This window comes from Mesorhizobium sp. M1409 (assembly GCF_040317535.1).
In the GTDB taxonomy this organism is placed as follows: domain Bacteria; phylum Pseudomonadota; class Alphaproteobacteria; order Rhizobiales; family Rhizobiaceae; genus Mesorhizobium.
Map to the genome: position 1 here is coordinate 23857 of NZ_JAMYKV010000023.1, position 19344 is coordinate 43200.

Sequence of the window (19344 nt, forward strand, 5' to 3'; positions counted from 1 at the left end):
CACGAAGCCCGCGAGCCGGTGTTGTAAAACCGAAATCCGGGCCGCTTCCAGGCGGCGCCACGAGCCCATTCCGGGCCCCGGACCGCACAGGCAAGCCATTGAATTCCGGTGTTGTTCCGGTTCGGGCTCGCCCGGACCGGTCAGGCTTGGTCGTTGATCAACCGCCTCAAGAGCTCGAGTTCCTGCGCCAGCGTGTTGTCGTTGCCGGAAAGGTCCTCGATCTTGCGCACGGCATGCAGCACCGTAGTGTGATCGCGGCCGCCGAAACGCCGTCCGATCTCGGGCAGCGAGCGCGGCGTCATCACCTTCGACAGGTACATGGCCACCTGCCGCGGCTTGACGATGGTGCGCGTGCGCCGGTTGGACAGCAATTCGGTCTTCGACACATTGTAGTGGCGCGCGACGATGCGCTGGATGTCCTCGATACGGACCCGCTTCGGCTCGCCGGTTCGATAGATGTGGCCGAGGATTTCGTCGATCCGGTCGATGGTGATCTGCGGCTCGAAGGATTGACGGAACAGCAGCTGGTTGAAGGCGCCTTCCAGTTCGCGTCCGCTGCCGGTCACGGTGCGGGCAACGTGGTTGAGGATCTCTTCCGAAATGTTCAGCGACGCATCATCGACCCTGGCGGTGGCAAGGCGCAATTTGAGCATGCCAAGGCGCATGGCGAAATCGGGCGCCGACATTTCAAGCGCGACACCGCCATTGAGGCGCGAACGGACCCGCGGTTCGAGCGATTCCAGTTCCGACGGCGGCCGGTCGGCGGCAACGACGACCTGCTTGGCGCTATCGAGCAACATGTTGATCAGGTGGCAGAATTCATGCTGGATCGACTTGCCCTGCAGGAACTGCATGTCGTCGATGATGAGCAAGTCGATGTCGCGCAGCTGTTCCTTGAGCGTCAGCGCGTTGTTGTCACGGATAGCGGTGGCAAAGCGCCACATGAAATACTCGGCCGTGAGATAGACGACGCGCGACTTGGGATTCTGCTTCAGCGATTCCGCGGCGATAGCCTGCAGCAGATGTGTCTTGCCGAGCCCGACGGTTGCGTGAAGGAAAAGCGGGTTGAAGCGCACCGCGCTCGATTGCGATTCCGCCACTGCCTTGGCGGCGGCGAAGGCCACCCGGTTCGACGGGCCCTCGATGAAGGAGCCGAACGTATAGCGAGGATCAAGCGGTGACCCCAGCACATTGTGCCGGAATTCGCTCTCGACCGGCGTGCCCGGACGCGGAACCGGTGCACGCTCTGTCCGGCCGGGGCTGACGGTGCCCGCGGCAAGCGCCGTCTGCGTCTGCCGCGTCATCTTGCGTGCCGGTACCACCTCCGGCTCGGCTTGGCTGCGTCCCTGACGGGTCGCCGTGCGCACGACAATGTCGATCTTGAGGAGATCAGGATCCTCCTGCTTCCACAGCTCGGAGATGAGGTCGAGATAGTGGCCGTTGATCCACGAGCGCAGGAAGGCGGTGGGCACCGAGATGCGGACAATGCCCTTGGAAGCCTCCGCGACCTTCATGCGGCCAAACCAGCTCGAATAGACTTCGGTTCCCAGACGCGCCTTCAACTGAGTCTTGACCCGGTCGAATTTTTGCTCCGCGTCGCTGGACACCGCCATGTCTTTTGCTCCGATCAAAGTTCCAGGAAATGGGAGGTCGCCCGTAAGTTCCCTTTCGATGCCGCTCTGCATGATCTTTTCCTTGTCCTTCCGTACCTGTTTTCCACCGGGGATGCGCCTCCTGCATCCGGTTCCGGCGACTGCGTCTTTGCTGCGATGTCCGCTGCCGCCGCCGGCAGATGAACGTCGCCCATTGTCTGCGGGAACCGGTGCCGGCTCATGGAAGCCAGTCCGCGTTGGGTATGTCAGGGCAACAAAACACCGTCCGTCGAAAAGATCGCCGGCCGCCGTCTACCCGCCATGTCTAGTTACGCCAGTCCCCTACCGCATCGAAAAAGACAAACCAAACCCGTCCGCAGACTTGATCCGCGTTGCAAATCCCGCCAATTTAAGCTGGTCCGTGTCAGGCTGGTTGAGGGCCAGAGGCCCGTCCCTTTCGATAGATCGACATTACCGAAATCGCTGTGGATAGGGCAAGGCCACGTCTAACGGATTTTTAAGGAATCTGGTTACTGGAGGCGGGTTCGGGTGGCGTACCGCAACGGCACATTTTAACAAAGCCATTGTGATTCAAACCCTTTTCCGGCGAATATGAAAAACCGGGCGCTGAGAGAAATATTCTGAAATAATTCACTTGACAGCCACTTGTCCCCCATCGCCCCGGCTCGATGTGGACAAGCTGTGGATCACCGCCGGTAAACGTCTGAAAATTAAAGACTATTTCTGGTAGCTAAGAATCCGCAAGCCGGTCATTTCCAAGCGTGCTGATCAAGTGCAGGCATGCATATGCCGGCAAAGTATTCCCAATGGTGAAATCCGCATAGAACGTCGTTTCCGGACATTCTTTTTAAGTGCTTGCCGGCAAACGAAAAAACCCGGCACAAACGGCCGGGTTCGAACAACGTCAGTGTAGGCAAGTAATGTCAGGCTGACAGGACTTTGACCCGTTGAGCCAGTCGCGACACCTTGCGGGACGCCGTGTTCTTGTGGATCACGCCTTTGGTAGCGGCGCGCATCAATTCCGGCTCCGCGATCTTGAACGCAGCCTGCGCGGCGGCCTTGTCACCGGAGGCAAGTGCCTCTTCGACTTGGCGGATATAGGTGCGCACGCGCGAGCGGCGATTCTTGTTGATCGCTGCGCGGCGTACGATCTTGCGCGTTGCCTTTTTGGCCGAGGATGTATTGGCCATGATGCCTCTCTTCTGATCTGGTCGGCGCATGCGGGATGCCGCAGGGCGCAAAAAACAAACGGGCAGCCACGGGGCCGCCTCGGTTGGTGGGGCTTATAGTTCAGCTTTTCCGGCGCGTCAACGCTGCCCGGCCTTCTTTTTGGCGGCCAACAACCATCTTCTTCGCAGTTGAAGGATTGGCGTCAGCGGTTGGTGAAATTCGGCTTCCGCTTCTCGGCGAACGCCGCCATGCCTTCCTTCTGATCGTCCAGCGCAAACAGCGAATGAAACAGTCGGCGCTCGAACCGCAATCCCTCGGCAAGCGTCGTCTCGAAGGCGCGGTTGACAGCCTCTTTTGCCATCATCACCGATGGCAGCGAGAAACTGGCGATCTTGGCGGCCGCCTTCAGCGCCTCCTCGACAAGGTCGCCCGCGGGCACGACCCGCGACACTAGGCCCGAACGCTCGGCTTCGGCGGCATCCATCATCCGCCCGGTCAGACACATGTCCATCGCCTTCGCCTTGCCGACGAAGCGGGTCAGCCGTTGCGACCCGCCCATGCCTGGAATGACGCCGAGCGTGATTTCGGGCTGGCCGAACTTTGCCGTGTCGGCGGCGATGATGAAATCGCACATCATCGCCAACTCGCAGCCGCCGCCGAGTGCATAGCCCGCTACGGCCGCGATAACAGGCTTTCGCGCCCGCGTAAGCTCCTCCCAGCCGACGAAGAAGTCTTGGGCGTAGGCGTCCGCATAGGAGATCGACTGCATCTCCTTGATGTCGGCGCCGGCGGCGAAAGCCTTTTCGGAACCGGTGATGACCATGGCGCCGATACCGGCATCGGCACCGAAACCGTTCACGGCCGCGACCACTTCGGTCAGGATCCGCGAGTTCAGCGCGTTGAGCGCCTGCGGCCTGTTCAGCCTGATCAGTCCGACCTTGCCATGCGTCTCGGTGATGATCGTTTCATAGGTCATGACTGCTTCTCCTCGCTCGCGCTCGTCTAACTCACCGCTGACATGTCCGGCAATAGAAGGTCGATCGGCCGCTCTGCACGATCCGTTCGATGTGGCCACCGCAGCCGGGTTTCGAACAGGCCTCGCCTTCGCGGTCGTAGGCGGCGAAGGAATACTGGAAATAGCCCAGGGACCCATCGGTCTGCATATAGTCCCGCAGTGAGGACCCGCCTGCCGCGATCGCATCTGATATCACCGAGCGAATGGCTTCGGCGAGATGTTCGCTTTGGGCCTGGGCTTTCTTTCCGGGCTTGGCGATCGTGCCCGCCTCGCGCAGCGGCGACAGGCCGGCGCGCCACAGCGCCTCCGACACATAGATGTTGCCGAGCCCGGCGATCAGCCTCTGGTCGAGAAGCGCTGCCTTCAGCGGCGATCGCCGCCCTTTCATCAATGAGGCAAGCAGGGCGCCGTCCAACGTGTTGCCCGTTGGCTCAACGCCCAGTCCGGCCAGCATCGGATGAACGTTCGGCCCTTCCGCAAACAACATGAAGCCGAAGCGGCGCGGATCATTGAAGATCACGCGAGATCGGGCGCCCGCCGGAGATACGACATGGAAGACGACGTGGTCGTGGTTGGAACTCTTCGAACGGTCGTGCTGGAAGATGCCAGGCGTGTCGCTGCCGTCCGCCGTTTCGATGCGGAATGAGCCCGACATGCCGAGATGGCAGATCAGCACGGGACCGCCTTTCAGGTCCATCGTCAGATATTTGGCCCGGCGACCAAGTGCCGTGATCGTCTTGCCGGTCAGCCGCTGCGAGAATTTCTCGGGAAATGGAAAGCGCAGATCCGGTCGGCGCGCCTCGACACGGGCAATGGTTGCGCCTTCCAGAACCGGCTGCAGTCCGCGCCGGACGGTTTCGACCTCCGGCAATTCAGGCATGACCGCCAATCGCCGTATAGAAAGAAGTGCCATAGCGGCCGTGCGCCAGCCCAAGATGCTCGGCCACGGTTTCACCGATGTCGGCGAATGTCGTTCTCAGCCCGATGTCGCCGCCCTTGAAACCCGGTCCGGTGCCGATCACCGGAATGCGCTCGCGCGTATGATCGGTACCGCGCCAGGTCGGATCATTGCCGTGATCGGCCGTCAGGATGAGAAGATCGCCCTGCCGCAGCCTTGCAAATGCCTCCGGCAGTCGCCGGTCGAAGGCTTCGAGCGCGGCGGCATAGCCTGCAACATCGCGGCGATGACCGAATTCGGTGTCGAAGTCGACGAAATTGGCGAAGACGAGATCACCGTTGCCGGCATCATCCATCGCGCCCAGCGCCTCGTCGAACATCGCCATGTTGCCCGCCGCCTTGCGCACTTGCGAAATTCCGCGATGAGCGAAGATGTCGCCGATCTTGCCGATGGCGATGACACGGCTGCCACGCGCCGTCAGCCGGTCGAGCAGGGTCGGCTCCGGCGGCGGCACGGCGTAGTCATGGCGGTTGTAGGTCCGCTCGAAAGTGGCGGCGGTTTCGCCGACGAAAGGCCGTGCGATAACCCGTCCGATCCTCAGCGGGTCGACCAGCTTGCGTACCACCTTGCAGAATTCATAAAGCCGATCGAGGCCGAAATGGACTTCATGCGCGGCGATCTGCAGGACCGAGTCGACGGACGTGTAGCAGATCGGCTTGCCGGTGCGGATGTGCTCCTCGCCGAACCGCTCGATGATCTCGGTGCCCGATGCATGACAATTGCCGAGAATGCCCGGCACCTTGCCTTCGCGGATCATCGCCTCGGTCAGTTCAGCCGGAAAGGCGGGAACCGTATCCGGGAAATAGCCCCAGTCCAGGCGCACCGGCAGGCCGGCGATTTCCCAATGGCCCGATGGCGTGTCCTTGCCGCTTGAAATCTCCTGCGCGGCGCCGTGGAAGGCCGTGGCGAGCAGATCCGCCCCGCTGCTGGCAAAGCCCAGTCCCGTCGCGGTTTCGGCAGCCTTGCCAAGCCCGAGCGAGGCCATGTGGGGGACAAACAGCGGTCCACCGCGAAGCCCCTCGCGATCCGCGCGGCCTTCGGCACAGGCCTCGGTGATGTGCGCGAATGTGTTGGCGCCGGCATCGCCGTAGCGGTCGGCGTCGGTCGCGCCACCGATGCCGAAAGAGTCCAGAACGAAGAGAAAAGCGCGCGCCATCGGTTGGTTGCCAGTTTGAACGACCAGACATAGGGTTCCGCGACTTCATTGGCAATTCGGAAACCAAACGGCAACGGCTTGGCGCGATAGTCCAGTGATGTCGCCCAAAGGTGCGCGGCGGTTTTGGGCAACGACATGCACAAACAAGGAATGCATGTCGCAACGATGCGACGGATGGGTATGGGTCGAGGAAACGAGACGGCGGTTCGGAGCGTTGCACTGAAGGCCTCTGCTGCCCTCATGCTGGTGCAGGCCGTGGTCTGGTCCAGTCCGGCGCATGCCGACTGGCGCGATGACATAGGCACGTTTCGCATCGGCATCGTTGCCGAGCCAGGCGCCGGCAACACCGTTCCCGGGCTGGCTGCGTTGACCGACGCCTACACCAAGGCCCTGGGCATGAAGGTCGAGTTTGTCGTTGCCCACGACTATGCGGCGCTGATCGAGGCGCAGGCCAATGCCCGCATCGAATACGCGATCTATTCGGCGACCGCCTATGCGACGGCCTCGCAGCGCTGCGAATGTATCGAGCCGCTTGTGGCTCCGGTCGATTCCGACGGTGCGATCGGCATCCGCTCCGTTCTGCTGACGCGGGACGGCAAGCTGCCCGACCTAGCTGCGATGGAGAGCCATCGCATCGCCATGGCGCCTTCTGACAGCGTCGGCGGTTCCCTCTTGCCACTTGCGGCTTTGACCGGGGAAGGCCGCGAGGTCGCTGAAGACGCACCGTTTCTGATCCATGCCGACTCGGCCGCGGCCGCCGAGACGATGCTGATCGATGGTAGGGCCGATGGCCTGTTCGGCTGGGCGACGGCCGCTGCCGACGGTCAGCCGGAAGCATCGGGCACGCAGGCCAGGCTTGAAGCGGCAGGGCTTTCGGTTATGGCACTTCGGATCGTGTGGACGTCGGGCCTGCTGAGATATGGTCCTCATGCGGTGCGCAGCGATCTTGATCCTGAAGCCAAGCGTCGGCTCACCGTGTTCCTCACCAACCTCAAGTCGACGACGCCTGATATCTACGACCTCCTGGAATCGAAGCATTCCGGCGGCTTCGCCATCGTGACAACAAAGGATTACGAGATGGCCGCTTCTATCGTGCGCTTCGTCTCGGGCAGAGGTCAGCAGCAGTAGCGCAATTCCAAAACGGAAAATCTGCGTAACGGGTTCTCACCTGCAATCGCGTGGGATTAAGAGCCGGAGCGGTTCTGCAAACTGCCCGGCCGTCCCGGTTCAACAGTCGCCGCAAGTAACCGTCACGCTTCTGCGAGGGCGCAGATAGTAGGTTTCGCCCATCGTTATGTTGCTGAAAGCCGAGGTCAATCCGAGCTTCTGCTGGTTGCTCGCCGACCAGGCGATGACCGGCGTGTAGCCGAGAGTGCTTTCGACGCGGATGAGGAAGGTGTTGGCGACCTTGAGCGATGCTGGAACGGTGGTCTCCGTGGTCGCGGCGGCGCCGGGGCTGGCGACGCCCGCGACCAACTTGCGTGACCATACCACCAATGCCTTCGTCCCATCGGCCGAGACCTGTATCGCCGTTATGGTGATGCTCGGGGCCGAGCGGCTGTAGGGCTGAAGGGTGACGGTGCCGATCTTCATGATGGCGTCGACATCCGCTTTGAGGACGCTTGTCTGCTGGGTGACGAGATCGGCCACCATGCTGCCGATACGACTGACCTTCTTGCTGGTCTCGATGGCCTGTGACGCCTCCATTGTCAGGAAATACATGATCAGCAGAATAGGCATGATCAAGGCGAATTCGACCGCCGCGATGCCGCGGCGATCGGCCCAGAATCGACCTGCTTTCCGCCAAACTCCCGTAGTCCTGAGATGTGCCCCCGCACGCATCATGCCCGTTGCCCTTTTTCTTTTTGCTGCTCGTGCATCCGCCTCGAACTCAGTTGTCGAACGGCTCGTTCTGCCAGGTCACGGATGCGAAATGCAGCGTCTTGTTGCCGCCCATCGACTGGGCCAAAAGGTCGGTCATGATGGGCCATTTGTAAAAGACCCGCAGCATGTTCCTCGATTCCGGCGCACCCGCCGTAACAGCAAAGGGCGGCTCGGCGGTGCCGTTCGTCAGGATGATTTGGCCGCCCTGGATCTTGAAACCGGCCGCGGCCGCGTCGGCGAACGTCGTATATTGGCGAAGATCCACTTGCAGCTGATCCTTGCAATCCTGGGAAACGATGATCTGCAGTTTTGTGCAGATCATGTCCCGCAAATTGGTTCCAGCGATGTCGGCCGCCCTCAACTGGCCGGTGCGCAATCGTCGCGCGACATCGTCGGTGATGTTGGCCATCACTTCCTGCGCGGCGAACGAGATGCAGCTTTCCAGAATGGCAAAGACAAGCAATGCGAACGGGACGGAAAGGATCGCGAATTCGATTGCCGTGGCGCCGCGGCGGTCACGAAGAAAACGGGCGAAAAACCTTGGGCGTCTCGCCTTGTGTTCGCCTGCACAGCCGAATTCCTTGCTCATGTCTGATCCTGCCGATCTCTATGCGGTCTCGGAAGGAGCAACTAGCGCAAACCGATTGAGGTCCGGTTTGGATGATCGTTAAAGTCGGCGTTGGCTTCTTAACCAGCCGATAACCTGAACGGCATTCGGCTGCACCATCCTAATGGCTGACACTCATTTCCGCTTCGGAGGACTTCTCCGCATCACTCTTGTAGGAGCTTTCGCAATAGGGCGTGCAGGACATCGTCTGGATTTCGGCACGCCTATAGATACGCACGGACGAGGCGGCCTGGCGCACGACGGTAACCTGCTCGTCGACGATTGGGCTGCCGTCGGTGTCGAGCACGACCAGATTGGTGACGCCGAAGCCCTTGCCGGTCAGCACGATCGTCGAGGCGTCCTGCACGGAAGCGTCGGCGATTGCCGGGTTGCCGACCACGATGGTGTCGGCCGGGCGCGACAGTTTGACGATCTTGGCCTGGTTCATCGTGACTTCGATGCCGGGGCCGGCCATGGCTGGCGCGACGAAGGTCGTGGCGGCAAGAAGCGCGGCAATCACGATTGACGATCTCGGCTGGGCCATTGAGGCGCTCCACGCAAGCAGACTGATCAACGGAACATGAACGAGATTGGTGAACCAACGGTTAAGCATGCGGTGCTGCCAATGGTGCCATGACCGGCAAGGGCGCCCGCGAGGCGCGATCCGGTCGGGGCCGCAAGCCCCGCCAAACCCGGGATTGGAAGGTCCGGCGGCACTTTAGCCCGAAGTTAACCACGCAATATATTCGAACCGGGAAAGGAATCGGTAAGGCTGTTTATTAAGCCGATCGAAAGAGCTTCTCCCTAGATTGGCAGCATCCGATCAACCATCACAGAAGTTGACGGAAGTGCTGTAACACGTGGAGTAGGAGCTCTCGAATGTCTAATCTCATCGCACGTTTTGTGAAGGACGAATCCGGCGCGACCGCTATCGAATATGGTCTGATCGCCGCTCTCATCGCGCTCGCCATCATCACCGGCGCCGGCGCACTCGGCAATGCGCTCAACGGCAAGTTCACCGCTATCGGTTCCACCCTGAATACCAGCGGCGGCTAATCTGCCATATTGTTGAGCGCTTGGATTGCATTCTCGAAAAGGGCCGCCACATGGCGGTCCTTTTTCCATGCCGCTGCCAACATCCGTCGTCCTTTCGTTCTCGGCCTCATCAATCGTTAATCGAACATGCCTAGATTGGGGCCCGTGGAATTCGGACAAATAGGCACAGCGCCGATGCTTGAAGCCCTGATCTTCGTCGTTTTTCCGTTCTGCATGCTGTTTGCCGCGATCTCCGACATGCTGTCGATGACGATCGCCAATCGCGTGCCGGTGCTGCTCGTCGTCGTCTTCGCGCTGGTTGCGCCGCTGACGGGCATGGGATGGGCGGCCTATGGCGGGCATTTCGCCGCCGGCGCCCTAGTCCTGGCCGTGACGTTCGGCTTGTTCGCTCTGGGCGGCATGGGCGGCGGCGACGCCAAGCTTCTGGCTGCCACCGCGATGTGGATGGGTCTCAATGTCAGTCTCGTCGAGTATCTTGTCGCCTCGACAATCATCGGTGGCCTGCTGACGCTCGCGATCATCCTCTACCGGAAGTCGCTGCTTGCGGCCGTTACCGGCCAGAATCCGTTTCTGCGCCATTTCGCCGACGAGGCAAAAGGCGTTCCCTACGGCGTAGCGCTCGGCCTTGGTGGGTTGCTGACCTATCCGGATTCGCCTTTGATGGGATGGGCGCTCACCAGGCTCGCGGCCTGACCGCGATTTAATTTTATCTGTCAGCATTGCCGCAACCGGTTCTCAACAGGCCCGGCCCCGGCCATTTTGGCCGATCAGGGCGCATTCCGGCTAATTTATGTAAACCTTAAATTAATCACGATCGTAAGCATTACATTAACCTTGTTTTGACGATTGCCGCTGCAAAGTCCGGCCTGGCTACGTGGTTTGCCAGGGCAAGGGTTCGGACAGATGCCAGCATCGCGATTGATAATTCTGAGCGTGGCGGTGGCCGCGGCCGGCGGCGCGGGCTATGTCGCGAAAAACATGGTGGCACCGCCGCCCCAGGTCGTCGTCGATTCCGGCCCCCAGGCCCCGGCCGTGGCTCTGCAGGATGTGCTTGTGCTTTCGGGCGACGTTCCGATGGGCAGCCCGATCGAAAACAACATCGCCTGGCAATCCTGGCCCGCCGACGGCGTCAATGCGAATTTCATCACCCGCACCGCCGAGCCCGAGGCGCTGGAGAAGCTGAAGAGCTCCCTTGCCCGTGTGGCGATGTATGCCGGAGAGCCTCTGCGGCGTTCCAAGCTGATCGGCGAGGGGCAAAGCTTCATGTCGTCGATCCTGCCTTCCGGCATGCGGGCGGTCGCCACGGCTATTTCGGCCGACACGTCGGCCGGCGGCTTCATTCTTCCGAACGATTTCGTCGATGTGATCATGACCCGCAGAGCCGATGCCAGCGCCGCTGGCGCCGGTTTCAACACCGAGACCATCCTCAAGAACATCCGCGTCCTGGCCATCGACCAGACCATTCAGGAGGACGAGGAAGGCAAGAAGACCAGGGTGGGCCAGACCGCCACGCTGGAACTGACGCCCAAGCAGGCGGAGATCATCACTGTCGCCCAACAAATGGCCGATCGCTTGACCCTGGCGCTGAGGGCGGTCGCGGATACGCAGGAAAAGAATCTGGGTGAGGCCGACTACCTCGTTTCCGGCAATGGCCACAGGGGAACGGTGAGGCTGATCAAGTCGGGCGAAGTTTCCGAAGTAGGGGCAAGGAAATGAGGCTAAGTGGTAAACTGCCGGCAATCGCAGCCGCGGCATTCGGCCTGCTGCTCGTCGGAACGAATGTGCAAGGCAGCGCTGTCGAGGCAAAGAATGCCCAGGTCACGGCATCGACGGCCACCCAGCGCGTCAAGCTTGGTCTTAACAAGTCGGTGGTCATCGACCTGCCGAGCGATGCCTACGACATTCTCGTCGCCAACCCGGCGGTGGCCGATGCGGTGACCCGCACCGCAAGGCGCATCTACCTGTTCGGCAAGGCGGTCGGCGATACGAACATCTTTGTCTTTGGCCCGAATGGCGAGCAGATCGTCAGTCTGGATCTGGCTGTCGAACGCGACGTTGCTGGCCTTGAGGATTATATCAGGCGCTTCCTCCCGACGTCGGCCATCAAGGTGGAACTGCTCAATGACAACGTCGTCCTGACCGGAACGGTCGATACGCCGCTGGACGCAAAACGCGCGGTCGACCTGGCGACGATCTTCGTTTCGGGCGGTGAAGCGACGACGGGCCAATATTCGCAGACCGCGGCCGGCGGTTCGGCCCAGAGCGGTGTCGATATCAACAATCCGGACCAGGAGCGCCGCACCAGCAAGATCGTCAACCTGCTCCAGATCATCGGCGACGATCAGGTCACGCTGAAGGTGACGGTCGCCGAAGTCAGCCGTTCGGTGATGAAGCAGCTCGGCGTCAATATGGTCGGCAGCGGCGGCAGCAACGGCATCAGCTACGGCGCGCTCAGTGACCCTTTCACGGGTCTCGGCAAGCCGCTGTCGAATGCGGGCTTCAATATCGCCGCCTCGGGGCTGCAGGCCTATATCAACGCCATGGAGCAGTCCGGGGTCATGAAGACCCTGGCTGAGCCGACCTTGACCGCCGTGTCCGGTGAGAAGGCGACCTTCAAGGTCGGTGGTGAATACAATATGGTGACCGGCGTTTCCGCGAACGTATCGCAAGACAACCAGACCGGCCTGAAGACCTACAGCGTTGAAAAGATCGAGTACGGCATCGGCCTGGAATTCCAACCGGTGGTGTTGTCTCCCGGCCGCATAAGCCTGAAAGTCCGAACCTCGGTTTCCGAACCGACAACCGAGGGGTCCGTGTCGGCATCCACGGACAATCAGAGTATCGGCATGAATGCCCTTTCGCTGCGCAAGCGTCTTGCCGACACGACGGTGGAATTGCCATCTGGCGGCTCCATGATGATCGCCGGCCTGGTTCGTGACGATGTCAGGCAAGCCGTCAACGGCTTGCCCGGGCTGACAAAGATACCGGTGCTCGGCGCGCTTTTCCGCAGCAGGGACTTCGTGCGCAACGAGACCGAACTCGTCATCATCATCACGCCCTATCTGGTGAAGCCGGTGGCGCGCAACGACCTTGCCAAGCCGGACGACAATTTCAACGCCGCCAGCGATGGCGCCGGCATGTTCCTCGGCCGCGTCAATCGCGTCTACGGCACCATGCAGACCGACAAGCCCAACGGCCGCTACCACGGCGTCGTCGGCTTCATCTACAAGTAAGCGGGGAAGCGGACATGTCTCAGTTAGCATTGAAGGCAAGCACCATCGCCACAACGATGCGCTTTGGCCGTTCGCAGGTCTGCCGGCGAGCCGTTCCGGTCGTGGCGGTTGCGGTTGTGGCGCTGCTCGCCGGCTGCGCCCATCGCGACAGCATCACCGTCGGCGCCATCCCGGATGACTATCGCACCAACCATCCGATCGTGATCGCGGAGAAGAATCAGAAGATAGACCTGCCGGTGGGCGCCGGCGATCGCGGGATGACCGGCTATCAGCGCGATACGCTTTCGGGCTTTCTCGACGGTTACGACAAGAGCGCCGCCCCGGCGCTGACGATCGCAATCCCGATCGGCTCGGCCAACGAGATCGCCGCGGCCGCTGCCGGGCGCGATTTCGCCAGGCTGGCGGTCGCCAGCGGCATCAAGCGCAACCGGATCGTCATGACGTCCTATCAATCTGATTCCGCCGAGGCCTCGGCCCCGGTTCGCGTCGCCTTTATCTCGGTGAAGGCCCAGACCGACAAATGCGGACGCTGGCCCGATGACCTGGGCGACACCTCGGAAAACAAGCACTATGCCGATTTCGGCTGCTCCTATCAGAACAATCTTGCCGCCCAGATGGCCAATCCGGCCGATCTGCTCGGCCCGCGCAAGCCCTCCACAATCGATGCTGAAAATCGTGGTGCGGTGATCGATGTCTATCGTGCAAGAGGCATTTCGGACGAGTTCCTCGGCAATTCGGAAGTGACGTACTGAGCCGCCAGTCTCGGATTGAACAGGCCACGGGAAAGAGCATGACGATGAGCAACCTTGCCTACGACGCCCCGGTGGACGGCAGCGATACCTCGCAGCAGGACATCGCCGCGATGCAGGCATTGCGGCCGATCCCGCGCATCTCGATCCAGGCATTCTGCGAGACCGAGGGCGTGGCCAATCCGGTCGAGCGCGCCGGCGAGGACCGCCGCATGACGAAGGCGCATCTCAAGGTCCATATGGGCGGCGTCCCCACCGCCATTGAATTCTACCAGTCAGCGCCGACGCCCAACCTGATCCTGCTGGAATCGCGCAGCGAGCCGAAGCAATTGCTGGAGCAGCTCGCCCAGCTTTCGGAATATTGCGATCCGACCTCGAAGGTGGTGGTGATCGGTCATTACAATGATGTTGGTCTCTACCGCGAACTCATCCGCAACGGCATTTCCGAATATGTGATCGCACCGGTGTCGATGGCCGACATCGTCAGCGTGATATCGTCGATTTTCATCGATCCGGAAGCCGAGCCGCTCGGCCGCTCGATCGCCTTTGTCGGCGCCAAGGGTGGTGTCGGCTCCTCGACGATTGCCCACAATGTCGCCTGGGCGATGTCCACCCTGTTCAAATCCGAAGTGGTCGTCGCCGATCTCGATCTGGCGTTCGGCACGGCCAACATCAACTTCGACCAGGATCCGGCGCAAGGCATCGCCGAGGCGGTGTTTTCGCCGGAGCGTATCGATGAAGTCTATCTTGACCGGCTGCTGACTCAATGCGCCGAGCATTTGTCGCTGCTGGCAGCGCCTTCGACGCTCGATCGAGTTTATGATTTCGATCCCGAGGCCTTCACGCAGCTCATTGACACCGCTCAGCGCAGCGTGCCGCTTTTGGTTCTCGATGTTCCCCATGTCTGGACGGGCTGGACCAAGAACACGCTGATCAAGGCCGATGAGATCGTCATCACGGCGACGCCGGAACTGGCCAATCTGCGCAACACCAAGAACCTCGTCGACATGCTGAAGCGGCTTCGTCCCAACGACCCGCCGCCGAAGCTGATCATCAACCAGGCCGGCGTCCCGAAGCGCCCGGAGATTTCGCCGTCCGATTTCGCCGAGCCGCTCGGCCTGTCGCCGATGTCGGTCATCGGGTTTGATCCGTTGCTGTTCGGCAATGCCGCCAACAACGGACGCATGCTCGGCGAAATGGATGCCAAGAACCCGGTTGTCGCAATGATCAACGAAATCGCGCATGTGCTGACCGGGCGCAGCGAAATCAAGGCCAAGAAGAAGGCCGGGCTTGGCAATTTGCTCGGCAAGCTCTCGCGCAACAAGAAGTGATGCTTCAGCAGTGGAATCGGTAGTCGATCATGTTTGGTAAAAGAGGCAGCGACGACGGCAGCCGGTTCACGCCGGAATTTCGCCAGCCAGCACCGGCGCCTGTTGCGCCGCCGGCTGCAAGTTCCGCGGACACGGCGGTTCTGGCCCGGCCCGCGGCCGCGCCAAGCGCACCTGTCGCGCCGCCGGCGCGCCGTGCGGTCGAGGCGCCGCCATTGGCGCCTGAGCCGAAGCGGGCACAGCGCGAAAGGAGCGAAACTTACTACGACACCAAGAGCCAGGTTTTCTCCGCGCTCATCGACACGATCGATCTGTCGCAGCTTTCCAAGCTCGATCCTGAGAGCGCGCGCGAGGAAATCCGCGACATCGTCAACGACATCATCGCGATCAAGAATTTCGCGATGACGATCGCCGAGCAGGAAGAGTTGCTCGAGGACATCTGCAACGATGTGCTCGGCTATGGGCCGCTCGAGCCGCTGCTCGCACGCGACGACATCGCCGACATCATGGTCAACGGGTCCAAGAACGTCTACATCGAAGTCAACGGCAAGGTCGAACAGACCGGCATCCGCTTCCGTGACAACCAGCAGCTCCTCAATATCTGCCAGCGCATCGTCAGCCAGGTTGGCCGCCGTGTCGACGAGTCCAGCCCGATCTGCGATGCCCGCCTTCCCGACGGCTCCCGCGTCAACGTCATCGCGCCGCCGCTCTCCATCGACGGCGCCACGCTCACCATCCGCAAATTCAAGAAGGACAAGCTGACGCTCGATCAGCTGGTCAAGTTCGGCGCGATCTCACCGCAGGGCGCCGAAGTCCTCAAGATCATCAGTCGCGTTCGCTGCAACATCGTCATCTCGGGCGGTACCGGCTCGGGCAAGACGACGCTGCTAAACTGCCTGACCAACTATATCGACCGCGAGGAGCGCGTCATCACCTGCGAGGACTCGGCCGAGTTGCAATTGCAGCAGCCGCATGTCGTCCGCCTCGAAACCCGCCCGCCCAATCTGGAGGGCGAGGGTGAAGTGACGATGCGCGACCTGGTCAAGAACTGCCTGCGCATGCGGCCCGAGCGCATCATCGTCGGCGAAGTGCGCGGACCCGAAGTGTTCGACCTTCTGCAGGCGATGAATACCGGCCATGACGGCTCGATGGGAACGATCCACTCGAACAGCCCGCGCGAATGCCTGAACCGTATCGAATCCATGATCGCCATGGGCGGTTATTCGCTGCCGCAGAAGACAGTGCGCGAAATCGTCGTCGGCTCTATCGACGTGATCATCCAGGCGGCGCGTCTGCGCGACGGATCGCGCCGCATCACCCACATCACCGAGGTGATCGGGATGGAGGGCGACGTCATCATTACGCAGGATATCGTCCTCTACAACATCAAGGGCGAGGACGCCAATGGCAGGCTGCTGGGAGAACATGTATCGACTGGCATCGGTCGTCCGCATTTCTGGGACCGTGCCCGCTACTATGGCGAGGAGCAGCGCCTCGCCATAGCACTCGAGGCGATGGAGAAACGCGCTGACTGACGCATCCTGGGGCGTAAGGGTTCGGGCCAATGTTTGGAATTGACGGTACAGTACTGGCGTTTATCGTACTCGCCGGCTTCAGCGCCGGCGCCGTCGCCTATGCATTTCTGTTCACTCGGATCAGCAACGAGAAACAGGTCGGCAAGCGGCTCGAAACGATCAGGACCGCCGAGACGGATCGCTCGGTCGTCAAGGCCTCGCGCGATCGCGCGGCGGAAGCCACCAAGCGACGCAAATCGGTTCAGGATTCGCTCAACGAGCTCGACGCAAAGCAGAGGACCAAGGACAGCGCCGTCAAGAAACCGCCGCTGAAAGCCCAACTCCGTCAGGCCGGCCTGAAGGCGACCGTAGAGCGCTTCTACATATATTCCGCAGTATGCGGCGTCGTTTTGACGATGGCCGCCTTTGTGGCCGGAGCGCCGATGCTCGCCTTGCCGGGAGTGCTGGTTGCTGGGGGGCTGGGCCTGCCGCGCTGGTTCGTCTCGTTTCGTCGCGCCCGCCGGGTCAAGGCATTCCTCAACGAATTTCCAAACGCGCTCGACATCATCGTGCGCGCGGTCAAATCCGGCCTGCCGCTGAACGATGCCGTGCGCCTGATCGCCAACGAATCGCCCGAGCCTGTGAAGGCCGAGTTTCGTCGCATCGTCGATTCACAGCAGATGGGCCTCTCGATCCCCGACGCAACATTGCGCATGCCCGAAACCATGCCTTGCACTGAGGCAAGCTTCTTCGGCATCGTCATCCAGATTCAGTCGCAAGCCGGCGGCAATCTCTCCGAGGCGCTGGGCAATCTTTCGCGTGTGCTTCGCGATCGCAAGAAGATGAAAGCCAAGGTCCAGGCGCTGTCGATGGAAGCGAAGGCGTCCGCCGCGATCATCGGTGCGCTGCCCTTCGTCGTCGCCTTTCTCGTCTACCTGTCGAGCCCGGCCTACCTGATGCCGCTTTTCAACACCAGCGTCGGAAATCTGATCCTTGGTTGCGCCGCGGTCTGGATGTCGATCGGCATCCTGGTGATGCGCAAGATGATGAACTTCGAAGTCTAGGATGCTGGCATGACCGAGCAAGTCATCAAAACCCTGACGGATCCGAGCTTCCTGATCGCGCTGCTGGTCGGAATAGCGGTGTTTGCGACCGTCTTCACCTTGCTGCCGGCGTTTGGCGGAAACCAGCTCAAGTCTCGCATGAAAAGCGTTGCCCTGGAACGCGACGAACTGCGAGCCAAACAGCGCGCCCGGCTTGCCGTCGAGGCGGATCGCCGTCGCAAGGGTCTGCGCGAGGAACAGTCTGTTGGCATGCGCAACATCGTCGACCGGTTGGATCTGAGGCGCGCGCTCGCCGACGAGGGCACGTTGCAGAAACTCAAAGTGGCTGGATTTCGTGGCCAGAATCCGCTGACGCGGTTTCTTTTCTTCCGTCTCGTGCTTCCCTTTGTCGGCTTCGCGCTGGCCACAATCTACATCTTCGTGCTCGGAGGATTGCCCGACAAGCCATTGGTCATCAGGCTGTTCGTTTGCATCCTCGTTGCTTATGGCGGCTTCTACGCACCGGTCGTCTATGTCAACAACCGCGCCACCAAGCGCAAGCAGTCGATCCAGATGGCGTGGCCGGATGGGCTCGATCTGATGCTGATCTGCGTCGAATCGGGCATGTCGGTGGAAGCAGCGCTGCGCAAGGTCGCCGACGAGATCGGCGCGCAATCGGTGGCGCTGGCGGAAGAATTCATCCTCACCAATGCCGAGCTTTCCTATCTGCCGGAGCGCAAGCAAGCCTACGAGAACCTGGCAAGCCGCACCGGACTGGATTCGGTCAAGGCGGTGTCGCAGGCACTCGTCCAGGCCGAGCGTTACGGCACGCCGGTGGCGCATGCACTGCGCGTGCTTGCCGCCGAAAGTCGTGACATGCGCATGAACGCGGCCGAGAAGAAGGCCGCCGCCTTGCCGCCAAAGCTCACCGTGCCGATGATCCTGTTTTTCCTGCCTGTGCTTTTCGCCATCATTCTGGGCCCCGCCGGCATTCAGGTCAGTCAGCGCGGTATCTTCGGAGATCATTCGGCGCCGGCAGCAGCCCAGTAGCGGCGCGGCAAATCCCAGTACGACACGTGAAGAAGCCGCGCTGGATGCAGCGCGGCTTCTTCATTTGAAGGCCCTGGCAGATTGTCGTCTCAGTTGGTCGCGGGCTTTGACTTGTCCTGATCCTTGAGCTGGCTCCAGGCATTCTGCTGCGCCAGCATCTGCCTGAGATAGGCGACGTTTGCCTGCGCCTGTTCAGGCGAGAGTTCCTGTGAGGCAATCTTCTCGGCCTCGTCGAAACGGCCCTGCAGCCCGACGACCAGCGCTAGGTTCTGGCGGACCCGGCTGTCCGCATTCGGCTGCTGCGCGGCCGAGCGCATATAGGTTTCGGCGGTGCGCAGGTCCCCTTCCAGCACATAGGACATGCCAAGGTTGGAGAGCACCGAAGGCTCGTTCGGCTTGAGTTCGAGCGCCTTGCGGTACAGCTGGCGCGCATCGGCCTTCTGGCCGGTCTGATCGAGAATGGCCGCTTCGGCCGACACCAGCCTCCAGTCGGGATATTCCGGCGTTTGAGCGCGGCGTACGGCGTCGAGTGCCGCCTCGAACTGGCCATTGGCCGCCAGCGCCTTGCCATAGGCGGCAAGCACGTCACGATCCTTCGGCAGAGCGATCGCCAGCTTGCGCATCACGGCGAGCGACTGGTCGGCGTCGCCATCCATCTGCAGTGCCGCCGCATAATTTGTCGCTATCCGCTTGTCGTTGGGGTTCCTGGCGTAAGATTGGCCAAGTGCGCCGGTGGCATTGTGCAGTTCTGCGGCCGACATGGTTTCCAGAGGTTTGCCGCCGGTGCGTCCGATAGAGCCGGTGGAGAGCTTGTCGGTTCCGCAACCGGCGACGCCCGCCGCGAGCGCCAGCATAAGGGCCGTGGTGATGAGCCGTTTTCCCCTGGCGTTGATCGTGCGGTTGGTCGGCATCGGCACCGGGCCTCCATTCATGCGCGGCCATTGCGTGGCCGTCTTCCCTCCCGCAGA

General features: G+C 61.4%; 19 protein-coding genes. 10 read left to right on the forward strand and 9 right to left on the reverse strand.

Annotated features, from left to right (window positions below):
• Positions 1–140: 140 nt before the first annotated feature.
• The 5 genes from dnaA to NKG99_RS18670 all read right to left on the reverse strand — a co-directional run bounded on the left by dnaA (position 141) and on the right by NKG99_RS18670 (position 5912).
• Positions 141–1685, reverse strand: coding sequence for a chromosomal replication initiator protein DnaA (dnaA, locus tag NKG99_RS18650; protein ID WP_352870155.1), 1545 nt, complete (start codon positions 1683–1685; stop codon positions 141–143).
• An 851-nt stretch (positions 1686–2536) separates the two neighbouring features.
• On the reverse strand, positions 2537–2803 hold the full coding sequence (rpsT, locus tag NKG99_RS18655; RefSeq protein ID WP_013533694.1) for a 30S ribosomal protein S20: 267 nt from the start codon (positions 2801–2803) through the stop codon (positions 2537–2539).
• Between the two features lie 182 nt (positions 2804–2985).
• Positions 2986–3759, reverse strand: a complete 774-nt coding sequence (locus NKG99_RS18660) for an enoyl-CoA hydratase (RefSeq protein WP_352870156.1) — start codon at positions 3757–3759, stop codon at positions 2986–2988.
• Positions 3760–3790: 31 nt separating this feature from the next.
• The gene (mutM, locus tag NKG99_RS18665) at positions 3791–4678 is read right to left on the reverse strand and encodes a bifunctional DNA-formamidopyrimidine glycosylase/DNA-(apurinic or apyrimidinic site) lyase (RefSeq protein ID WP_352870157.1); all 888 of its coding nucleotides are present in this window, start codon (positions 4676–4678) and stop codon (positions 3791–3793) included.
• Positions 4671–5912, reverse strand: coding sequence for a phosphopentomutase (locus NKG99_RS18670; RefSeq protein ID WP_352870158.1), 1242 nt, complete (start codon positions 5910–5912; stop codon positions 4671–4673). Before NKG99_RS18670 ends, mutM begins: the two co-directional genes overlap by 8 nt.
• Positions 5913–6152: 240 nt before the next feature.
• Between NKG99_RS18670 and NKG99_RS18675 the strand changes: the two genes are divergently transcribed.
• Positions 6153–7040 carry a phosphate/phosphite/phosphonate ABC transporter substrate-binding protein gene (locus NKG99_RS18675; protein WP_352870159.1) on the forward strand — a complete coding sequence of 296 codons (888 nt, stop codon included), beginning with the start codon at positions 6153–6155 and terminating at the stop codon, positions 7038–7040.
• Between the two features lie 99 nt (positions 7041–7139).
• On the opposite strand, the gene NKG99_RS18680 is transcribed toward NKG99_RS18675, so the two are convergent.
• From NKG99_RS18680 to NKG99_RS18690, 3 genes are all read right to left on the reverse strand, one after another.
• Positions 7140–7757 (reverse strand): TadE/TadG family type IV pilus assembly protein, encoded by a 618-nt coding sequence (locus tag NKG99_RS18680; protein WP_352870160.1) that lies wholly within the window; start codon positions 7755–7757, stop codon positions 7140–7142.
• Positions 7758–7803: 46 nt separating this feature from the next.
• Entirely contained in the window at positions 7804–8385 is a 582-nt protein-coding gene (locus tag NKG99_RS18685) for a TadE/TadG family type IV pilus assembly protein (protein WP_352870161.1), read from the reverse strand.
• A 139-nt stretch (positions 8386–8524) separates the two neighbouring features.
• Positions 8525–8947 carry a pilus assembly protein N-terminal domain-containing protein gene (locus NKG99_RS18690; RefSeq protein WP_352870162.1) on the reverse strand — a complete coding sequence of 141 codons (423 nt, stop codon included), beginning with the start codon at positions 8945–8947 and terminating at the stop codon, positions 8525–8527.
• 335 nt (positions 8948–9282) lie between these two features.
• Between NKG99_RS18690 and NKG99_RS18695 the strand changes: the two genes are divergently transcribed.
• The 9 genes from NKG99_RS18695 (at position 9283) to NKG99_RS18735 (ending at position 18376) form a co-directional block, all read left to right on the forward strand.
• Positions 9283–9459, forward strand: coding sequence for a Flp family type IVb pilin (locus tag NKG99_RS18695; protein ID WP_352554696.1), 177 nt, complete (start codon positions 9283–9285; stop codon positions 9457–9459).
• Positions 9460–9633: 174 nt separating this feature from the next.
• A complete protein-coding gene (locus NKG99_RS18700; protein ID WP_352870163.1) occupies positions 9634–10152 on the forward strand; it encodes an A24 family peptidase in 519 nt (172 codons plus the stop codon).
• 210 nt (positions 10153–10362) lie between these two features.
• Positions 10363–11175, forward strand: coding sequence for a Flp pilus assembly protein CpaB (gene cpaB, locus NKG99_RS18705; RefSeq protein WP_352870164.1), 813 nt, complete (start codon positions 10363–10365; stop codon positions 11173–11175).
• Entirely contained in the window at positions 11172–12692 is a 1521-nt protein-coding gene (locus NKG99_RS18710) for a type II and III secretion system protein family protein (protein WP_352870165.1), read from the forward strand. The genes cpaB and NKG99_RS18710 overlap by 4 nt, the downstream gene beginning before the upstream one ends.
• A 14-nt stretch (positions 12693–12706) precedes the next feature.
• The gene (locus NKG99_RS18715; protein WP_352870166.1) at positions 12707–13444 is read left to right on the forward strand and encodes a CpaD family pilus assembly protein; all 738 of its coding nucleotides are present in this window, start codon (positions 12707–12709) and stop codon (positions 13442–13444) included.
• A gap of 38 nt (positions 13445–13482) precedes the next feature.
• The gene (locus NKG99_RS18720; protein WP_352870167.1) at positions 13483–14772 is read left to right on the forward strand and encodes a CpaE/TadZ family protein; all 1290 of its coding nucleotides are present in this window, start codon (positions 13483–13485) and stop codon (positions 14770–14772) included.
• Between the two features lie 29 nt (positions 14773–14801).
• Entirely contained in the window at positions 14802–16304 is a 1503-nt protein-coding gene (locus NKG99_RS18725) for a TadA family conjugal transfer-associated ATPase (RefSeq protein ID WP_352870168.1), read from the forward strand.
• 29 nt (positions 16305–16333) lie between these two features.
• A complete protein-coding gene (locus NKG99_RS18730) occupies positions 16334–17347 on the forward strand; it encodes a type II secretion system F family protein (RefSeq protein WP_352870169.1) in 1014 nt (337 codons plus the stop codon).
• Positions 17348–17356: 9 nt separating this feature from the next.
• Positions 17357–18376: a type II secretion system F family protein gene (locus NKG99_RS18735; protein WP_352870170.1), complete on the forward strand. Its 1020-nt coding sequence runs from the start codon at positions 17357–17359 to the stop codon at positions 18374–18376.
• An 89-nt stretch (positions 18377–18465) separates the two neighbouring features.
• Here the strand turns inward: NKG99_RS18735 and NKG99_RS18740 are convergent, their stop codons facing one another.
• Positions 18466–19287, reverse strand: coding sequence for a tetratricopeptide repeat protein (locus NKG99_RS18740; RefSeq protein WP_352870171.1), 822 nt, complete (start codon positions 19285–19287; stop codon positions 18466–18468).
• Between the last annotated feature and the right edge of the window lie 57 nt (positions 19288–19344).

Excerpts from the sequence above, each read along its gene's own strand:
- dnaA (WP_352870155.1), bottom strand. The coding sequence starts at position 1,685 with ATGCAGAGCGGCATCGAAAGGGAACTTACGGGCGACCTCCCATTTCCT.
- rpsT (WP_013533694.1), bottom strand. The coding sequence starts at position 2,803 with ATGGCCAATACATCCTCGGCCAAAAAGGCAACGCGCAAGATCGTACGC.
- NKG99_RS18660 (WP_352870156.1), bottom strand. The coding sequence starts at position 3,759 with ATGACCTATGAAACGATCATCACCGAGACGCATGGCAAGGTCGGACTG.
- mutM (WP_352870157.1), bottom strand. The coding sequence starts at position 4,678 with ATGCCTGAATTGCCGGAGGTCGAAACCGTCCGGCGCGGACTGCAGCCG.
- NKG99_RS18670 (WP_352870158.1), bottom strand. The coding sequence starts at position 5,912 with ATGGCGCGCGCTTTTCTCTTCGTTCTGGACTCTTTCGGCATCGGTGGC.
- NKG99_RS18675 (WP_352870159.1), top strand. The coding sequence starts at position 6,153 with ATGCTGGTGCAGGCCGTGGTCTGGTCCAGTCCGGCGCATGCCGACTGG.
- NKG99_RS18680 (WP_352870160.1), bottom strand. The coding sequence starts at position 7,757 with ATGATGCGTGCGGGGGCACATCTCAGGACTACGGGAGTTTGGCGGAAA.
- NKG99_RS18685 (WP_352870161.1), bottom strand. The coding sequence starts at position 8,385 with ATGAGCAAGGAATTCGGCTGTGCAGGCGAACACAAGGCGAGACGCCCA.
- NKG99_RS18690 (WP_352870162.1), bottom strand. The coding sequence starts at position 8,947 with ATGGCCCAGCCGAGATCGTCAATCGTGATTGCCGCGCTTCTTGCCGCC.
- NKG99_RS18695 (WP_352554696.1), top strand. The coding sequence starts at position 9,283 with ATGTCTAATCTCATCGCACGTTTTGTGAAGGACGAATCCGGCGCGACC.
- NKG99_RS18700 (WP_352870163.1), top strand. The coding sequence starts at position 9,634 with ATGCTTGAAGCCCTGATCTTCGTCGTTTTTCCGTTCTGCATGCTGTTT.
- cpaB (WP_352870164.1), top strand. The coding sequence starts at position 10,363 with ATGCCAGCATCGCGATTGATAATTCTGAGCGTGGCGGTGGCCGCGGCC.
- NKG99_RS18710 (WP_352870165.1), top strand. The coding sequence starts at position 11,172 with ATGAGGCTAAGTGGTAAACTGCCGGCAATCGCAGCCGCGGCATTCGGC.
- NKG99_RS18715 (WP_352870166.1), top strand. The coding sequence starts at position 12,707 with ATGTCTCAGTTAGCATTGAAGGCAAGCACCATCGCCACAACGATGCGC.
- NKG99_RS18720 (WP_352870167.1), top strand. The coding sequence starts at position 13,483 with ATGACGATGAGCAACCTTGCCTACGACGCCCCGGTGGACGGCAGCGAT.
- NKG99_RS18725 (WP_352870168.1), top strand. The coding sequence starts at position 14,802 with ATGTTTGGTAAAAGAGGCAGCGACGACGGCAGCCGGTTCACGCCGGAA.
- NKG99_RS18730 (WP_352870169.1), top strand. The coding sequence starts at position 16,334 with ATGTTTGGAATTGACGGTACAGTACTGGCGTTTATCGTACTCGCCGGC.
- NKG99_RS18735 (WP_352870170.1), top strand. The coding sequence starts at position 17,357 with ATGACCGAGCAAGTCATCAAAACCCTGACGGATCCGAGCTTCCTGATC.
- NKG99_RS18740 (WP_352870171.1), bottom strand. The coding sequence starts at position 19,287 with ATGCCGACCAACCGCACGATCAACGCCAGGGGAAAACGGCTCATCACC.